This is a genomic window from Asticcacaulis aquaticus (assembly GCF_028550415.1).
Taxonomy (GTDB): Bacteria; Pseudomonadota; Alphaproteobacteria; order Caulobacterales; family Caulobacteraceae; genus Asticcacaulis; species Asticcacaulis aquaticus.
In genome coordinates this window covers 68,051-74,050 of sequence record NZ_JAQQKX010000017.1, presented here as the reverse complement: position 1 = coordinate 74,050, position 6,000 = coordinate 68,051, and the positions used below count along the sequence as shown (strand labels likewise).

The 6,000-nt window shown below is 62.3% G+C and carries 6 protein-coding genes; all 6 read right to left on the bottom strand.

The features are described 5' to 3' along the window. Positions 1 to 114: 114 nt before the first annotated feature. Complete coding sequence (locus PQU92_RS16830; RefSeq protein ID WP_272749439.1) at positions 115 to 984, bottom strand: TIGR01459 family HAD-type hydrolase; 870 nt, start codon at positions 982 to 984, stop codon at positions 115 to 117. Positions 985 to 1,060: 76 nt separating this feature from the next. Beyond that, complete coding sequence (tipF, locus tag PQU92_RS16825) at positions 1,061 to 2,341, bottom strand: flagella assembly cyclic-di-GMP phosphodiesterase TipF (protein ID WP_272749438.1); 1,281 nt, start codon at positions 2,339 to 2,341, stop codon at positions 1,061 to 1,063. 113 nt (positions 2,342 to 2,454) lie between these two features. Then, complete coding sequence (locus PQU92_RS16820) at positions 2,455 to 2,949, bottom strand: response regulator (RefSeq protein WP_272749437.1); 495 nt, start codon at positions 2,947 to 2,949, stop codon at positions 2,455 to 2,457. Positions 2,950 to 3,241: 292 nt separating this feature from the next. Next, positions 3,242 to 4,099, bottom strand: coding sequence for a M23 family metallopeptidase (locus tag PQU92_RS16815; protein WP_272749436.1), 858 nt, complete (start codon positions 4,097 to 4,099; stop codon positions 3,242 to 3,244). Further along, entirely contained in the window at positions 4,075 to 4,293 is a 219-nt protein-coding gene (locus PQU92_RS16810; protein WP_272749435.1) for a DUF2093 domain-containing protein, read from the bottom strand. Before PQU92_RS16810 ends, PQU92_RS16815 begins: the two co-directional genes overlap by 25 nt. 38 nt (positions 4,294 to 4,331) lie before the next feature. Continuing rightward, positions 4,332 to 5,981 carry an exodeoxyribonuclease VII large subunit gene (gene xseA / locus PQU92_RS16805; protein WP_272749434.1) on the bottom strand — a complete coding sequence of 550 codons (1,650 nt, stop codon included), beginning with the start codon at positions 5,979 to 5,981 and terminating at the stop codon, positions 4,332 to 4,334. Between the last annotated feature and the right edge of the window lie 19 nt (positions 5,982 to 6,000).

Here is a 6,000-nt window from a genome sequence, read left to right as displayed (position 1 = left end):
GCCGACCATTGCGCGTCACTAAGCCAGAACTCATGAGCCATAGCTTATCTCCTCGAATAAACGAAGAGAATCAATGTTTGCACCTTAAATCAATAGGATGATTAGGTTTTAAACCTAGGCCAGTGCCCCCGCGATATATTTGGCCTGAGCGTTCTGCGCCACCAGGACGGCGGTCAGCAGGTTCGGATCGAGCACGCCGTCTTCGCCGGTCGCCTCGGCCGCGTGGATGCCGGCAGCAATGAACAGCAGATCGAGTCCCTGACCATTGGCCCCCAGCACGTCGGTCGGCAAGCCGTCGCCGATGGCGAGGATGCGCGATTTATCAACCGCTTTGCCGGTCAGGCTGTCCAGCGCACGGTAACAGAGGTCGTAGATCGGCGGGTAGGGCTTACCGGCCATGATCACTTCGCCACCGAAGGTCATATAGATGTCGGCCAGCGTCCCGGCGCAATAGATGATCTGATCGCCGCGCTGAACAATGCGGTCGGGATTGGCGCAGATCATCGGGATACCGCGCGCGGCGGCGGCCTTAAGATCGGCGTGGTACTGCTCCAGCGTATCGTTTTCGTCGTCGAACAGCCCTGTACACGAAATAAAGGCGGCGCTCTCCGGCGTGCCGCTGCGATTGACGTTCAGGCCTTCATAAAGCGGCAGGTCGCGGTCAGGCCCAATGACCCAGGCCGAGCCTTGCAAAGCGTATTCGGTCAGGAAGGTCCGCGTCGCGTCGCCGGACGAGACGATGGCGCTGAAGGCGTCATCATGGACGCCCAGATCGGCGAGCTGCTTTTGCAGGCCGTCCCACGGGCGCGGTGAATTGGAGATCAGGACGACCGGCTTGCCCGAGGCTTTGAAGGCTTTCAGCGCCGCATAGGCTTCGGGAAAGTGCCACTTGCCGTTATGGATGACGCCCCAGATGTCGCAGAAGACGGCGTCGTACTGATCGGCGACGTCGGACAGGTGGCTGAGAAGCTGGGGCGTGGTCATGGCAGTTTCCGGACAAACAAAAAGGGAGGGCGTAATCTCCCTCCCTTTAGCGATATTGGTATAATGACGCCAGTCCTTAAGCCCGGCGGCGTTGGGGCAGGGTGGCCTTGACGAAACCGGCGGGCGGCGCGGTCTCGGCAAGCACCTGTTCCTTGATGGCGCGCGGTTCGCCGAACAGGTGGCCCTGCGCATAGGCGATCTCGATTTCGAGGATATCGACGACCTGGCGTTCGTTCTCGACCTTTTCGGCGACGATTTCGATGCCGTAGCGCGCCAGCAGGCTGGCATAGTCGCCCGCATGGATGTCGCGCAGGAATTTCAGCGCCGGCTTGCCCTCGACGCTGAGCAACTGGTCGAGCAGCAGGTTGGCGCCGATCTTGACGTAGCGCACGTCGGAGCGTTGCAGGTCCTGAAGATCGAAGTCGATCGTCGAAACCTTGTCGATCGAGAACTTGAACCCCATATCGGCCAGCTTGGCCATATGGCGGGCTTCGAGCGCGCCGCGCGAGGCGAAGGCGTCCTGCCCCAGCTCGAAGATCAGCGAGTCGGCCAGATCGCGGTTTTCATTGAGAAATTCGAGAAACTGCGGGAAGAAGACCTCGTCGCGCAGGCTGGTCAGCGAAATGTTGCAGAAGATGCCGATGCGACGGTCCTGCTTGGCGAGGCGGCGGACGATCTGCACGCAGCGGAACAGCAGCAGGTTGTCGATCGATGGCACCAGGCCTTCGGGCTCGGCCACCGACAGATATTCCGCCGGCATCAGGACGCGGCCCGTCACGTCGCGCAGGCGCGAGAAGCTCTCGTAAAAGATCGTCTTGCGCTGGGGCAGAGAGACGACCGGTTGCAGATAGAGGTCGACGCGGTTCTCAATCAGGGCCTCGCGCACGGTTTCGATGAGGGCGAGCGCCTGCTGTTCGCGACGGGAAAGGGGCGCACCTTGCGGGGCGGCAATCTGGGCCGGACCGGCGCGCCAGTCGGCGAGGCGCTCCTCGATGCTCTCGCCCAGTTTCAGGACGAGGTTTTCCAGCATCTTCACTTCGGACGTCAGTTCGTCGGTACGGCCCACGCGCTGATGCTGAACGCGATCAGCCAGCTCGACCATATCCTTTTGCGTATTGTCGATGGCCTCGACCATCAGGCGATGGGCGTCGCGCACGAGGTCGATTTCCTTCGACAGGCGGCGCTCGGAAAGGAACTGATTGACGAAATTATGCAGGGCGAAGGTCACCCCCAAAGTCCCCAGCGCCGCCGCGATGCAGGCACCGACGTCCGAGCCATTGACATAGAGCCACATGGCCGCACTCAGCGACAGAAGCAGATAAGCGCCCATGAGCAGGGCGGAGGTCAGTTTTCCCATCGGGACGGCTTCCCATCAAAACGGCCGGGCGAATCACCCGCCGGATACACGTGGATGCCACTATGGGATGATTTGGCGATATCGCCAAGAAATTGTTAACCTTTATTAACCGCCTACAGCATGCCGTCGGTGGCGCGGCGATAGGGGCCCGCATAGCTGCCGTCGCCCTTGCGGCGGCGGTCGGGGCCGAAATAGGTCTGGCAGCGGATGAAGGGACGCGGACGCATGACCACGGCATCGAGGCGGCTTAAGAGGGCGCGGGCGGTCAGCGGCTTGACGACGAATTCGTTGACCCCGGCGTCGCGGGCTTCGACGACGCGCGAGCGTTCCGAATGGCCGGTGATCATGACGACGGGCAGGTAGGGGTTCGACGAATCGCTCGATTTGCGCAGCATCCGCGTGAATTCGACGCCGTCGATGGGGAACATGTTGAAATCGACCAGAGCGATGTCGGCGGGATATTGCTTCAGCACGTCGAAGGCTTCGGCGCCGTCCTTCGCTTCGCGGACGTCACGAATGCCCGATCCCTTGAGGATGGCCGTGACGATGGAACGCATATGCTGGTTGTCCTCAACCAGAAGTATTTTTAAAGTACCGTAATCCGCCATAGGGAATGAATATCCGATCATCGCCATCGGTACGCGCCCATATCAGGCAACGGCGTTGCTTTTATCAACCTGCATCTCTTCGTAGCGCTGTTACGATGAAGTCCGGCCAATATCAAGCAAAAACTGCGAACGGATTGTGCGTTGCGAAATCCTAAGGAATCATAAAACAGCTTTTATAATATGGGCTTACGCTTTGTATCATTGTTATTTATCGCAAGTGTGAAAAAATAGGATGCGGTATTATGTGCACCAATCTGCCGTACGTATACGTACGGTTTTCCTCAGGCCGTTTTTAAACCCACAGGCTGGGGTCCAGGGCGCGGTCGCGCCATTTCAGCCGCCAGCACAGGTGCGGTCCCGTGGCGCGTCCTTTGGCGCCGACCTGACCGATCATCTGCCCCTGATGGACGATATCGTCTTTTTTAACCGTCAAGGTTGAAAGGTGAAGATACATGGAAATCAGGCCCTGACCGTGATCGAGCAGGATCAGGCCGCCTTCGAAATGCAGGTCGGGTTCGGCCAGGGCGACGCGCGCCGTCTGGGGGGCATAGACCGGCAGGCCTTCGGGGGCGGCCATGTCAAAGCCGTAGTGCGGGCTTTTGGGGATGCCGTTGAGGATGCGCTGATTGCCGAACGTGCCCGAGACGCGGAAGGCGCGCAGCGGCCAGGTGAAACCCTTGCGGAACCAGTCGGCGTCCTCGCGGTGGGCAAACCCTGCGGTCTTCAGGTCTTTTTCGCGGGCGATGCGCTCCAGAAGCGCCGGATCGGTCGGGGTGACCTGATCGGGCGGCAGGTTGTCGATACGCTGAATATCATAGGGAGTGCGGGTGATTTCGAAGTCCATCCGCCCGTCACCGGCGATCTCGACACGGGCCATTTGCGGCGCATCGCGGTCGAAACCGATGACGAAACTGCCGTCGGCCGAGGTCAGGCCGCGCGGGGTGCCATCGACGCTGATCTCCCGTCGGGGCGAGGCATTGCCTATGGCGTAGCCGCCCTGAACGAGTTTGCCGGTCAGGCTGAACGCTCCGGTCAGGGTGCGCGTCCACGTCGCGCCGTAGGGGCGGGGCTGCGCGACCGCGAGGCCCGGTAGGAGGCCTAAACCAGCGACGATGACTCTGCGGCTTATTGGCCGTTCAGCTTTTTCCATTGCGCGGTGGCTTCCTGCGGGCCGGCATAGGCCTCTTGCGTGCGGGGATTCCAGTAGCGCAGAGCCTCCAGCGGGATCTGCTTGCCGGACACGGCGCAGATCACGAACTTACCCGGACGCATGACGGCGTATTCGCCGTCGCCATAGTGCAGGACGGCTTGATCGGGCAGGGAGGGTTTGGCGTGCATATTCATAGGCCTAACATAGGCGCAGGGCCCTGTCGGATCAAGGGTTAAAACAGGGACCCCTGTTCCGGCAGCCTTGGTGTCACGCGCGGTTTCGGGGCGGGCGCGGCGGTCGGTTTCGGCGGCGCGGTACCGTCCGTGGCCACCACATCCAGCGTCCGGTTGCCCTTGAAGGTCAGTTCCAGCGCATCGCCCGCGTTGACGCCGTCCGGCGAGGTGATCAGCGCGCCGTCCTTGCGGTTGACGCGGGCAAAGCCGAGGTTCAGCGGCCGGTCGGGATCGAGGCTGACGCGCACCTGATCGAGGCGTTTGACGCGCTCGGATTTCAGGGCCAGTAGCCGGTCGAAGGCGGTGGTCATTCGGGTCTCAAGCTGCGGCAGACGCGCCTGCTGTGTGCTAACGGTGACGCGGCGGGTCATGGCGGCCTCAAGGCGCGCGGTGACCTGCGCGAGCGCGTCGCGTTTCAGATCGAGCGGGCGCAGCGGCAGGGCCGGTGTGAGGCGCGCGGCTACCCGGCTGAAATCACGGTTATGGCGGTCCACGCCGCGCGTCAGAGCGACGGTGGCGCGCTCGGACAGTTGCGCCACACGGTCGACCTTTTGCGCGCGCGGGCGCTCCAGCAGGTGCGGCTGAAAGCGCGCCGAGACACGGCCAAAAGCATTGTCGTGCGCATTGAGGTTTTTCAGCAGCCCGCCGCCGAGGCGATGGCTGACGTAATCGAGCCGTTGCTGGGCATTGTCGATCAGGTCCTGCGGTTTGGGCAGGGTGCGCGACAAAAGCGCCAGCTTCTCCTGCCGCGAGCGCATGGTCTGAGCGAAGGTGCCGATGCGGCGGCGCTCCAGATCGAGCAGGAAGCCGCGCAGTTCGCTGAGCACCGGCGTGGCCATTTCGGCGGCCCCGGTGGGGGTGGGCGCACGGCGGTCGGACACGTAGTCGATCAGGGTGGTGTCGGTTTCGTGCCCGACGGCGGAAATCACCGGGATTGTGCAGGCGGCGACAGCACGGGCCAGATTTTCGTCGTTGAACGCCCAAAGATCTTCGACCGAGCCGCCGCCCCGAGCCACGATTATGACGTCGGGTTTGGGAGCTTCGCCGGACTGAAAGCCGCGCAGGGCATGGATCACCTGACCGGCGGCGGTATCGCCCTGCACCACGACGGGCCAGACGACGACGCGGCACGGCCAGCGGTCGCGGATGCGGTGAAGGATATCGCGAATAACCGCCCCGGTCGGCGAGGTAATGACGCCGATGGTCTTTGGGGCAAACGGCAGAGGTTTCTTGCGTTCGCGCTCGAACAAACCTTCCGAATGAAGTTTCGCCTTGATGCGCTCCAACTGCGCCAGAAGCGCGCCGACGCCTGCGGCTTCCATGCTCTCGATGACGATCTGGTACTTCGACGAGGCCGGAAAGGTGGTCAGCTTGCCGGTGACGATGACCTCCAAACCGGCTTGTGGCTGGGCCTTGAGGCGGCTGACATTGCCCTTCCAGACGACGCCATCTATGGCGGCGCGGTCGTCCTTCAGCGTCAGATAGACGTGGCCGGAGGCGTGGCGCGTGACCTTGGAGACTTCGGCGCGGACGCGGACGTGGTCGTAGGCGGTCTCAATAGTGCGCTTGAGCGCACCGGCCAGTTCGGACACCGACCACGGCGGGTTGTTTGACTGCGAATCGACGGTGGCGAGAAGGTCATCGGACATGGACGCGTTTTAAGCCCTG

Coding starts and splice junctions, on each gene's coding strand:
- PQU92_RS16820 (WP_272749437.1), bottom strand. CDS start 2,949: ATGGCGGATTACGGTACTTTAAAAATACTTCTGGTTGAGGACAACCAG.
- PQU92_RS16815 (WP_272749436.1), bottom strand. CDS start 4,099: ATGGAAAAAGCTGAACGGCCAATAAGCCGCAGAGTCATCGTCGCTGGT.
- tipF (WP_272749438.1), bottom strand. CDS start 2,341: ATGGGAAAACTGACCTCCGCCCTGCTCATGGGCGCTTATCTGCTTCTG.
- PQU92_RS16830 (WP_272749439.1), bottom strand. CDS start 984: ATGACCACGCCCCAGCTTCTCAGCCACCTGTCCGACGTCGCCGATCAG.
- PQU92_RS16810 (WP_272749435.1), bottom strand. CDS start 4,293: ATGAATATGCACGCCAAACCCTCCCTGCCCGATCAAGCCGTCCTGCAC.
- xseA (WP_272749434.1), bottom strand. CDS start 5,981: ATGTCCGATGACCTTCTCGCCACCGTCGATTCGCAGTCAAACAACCCG.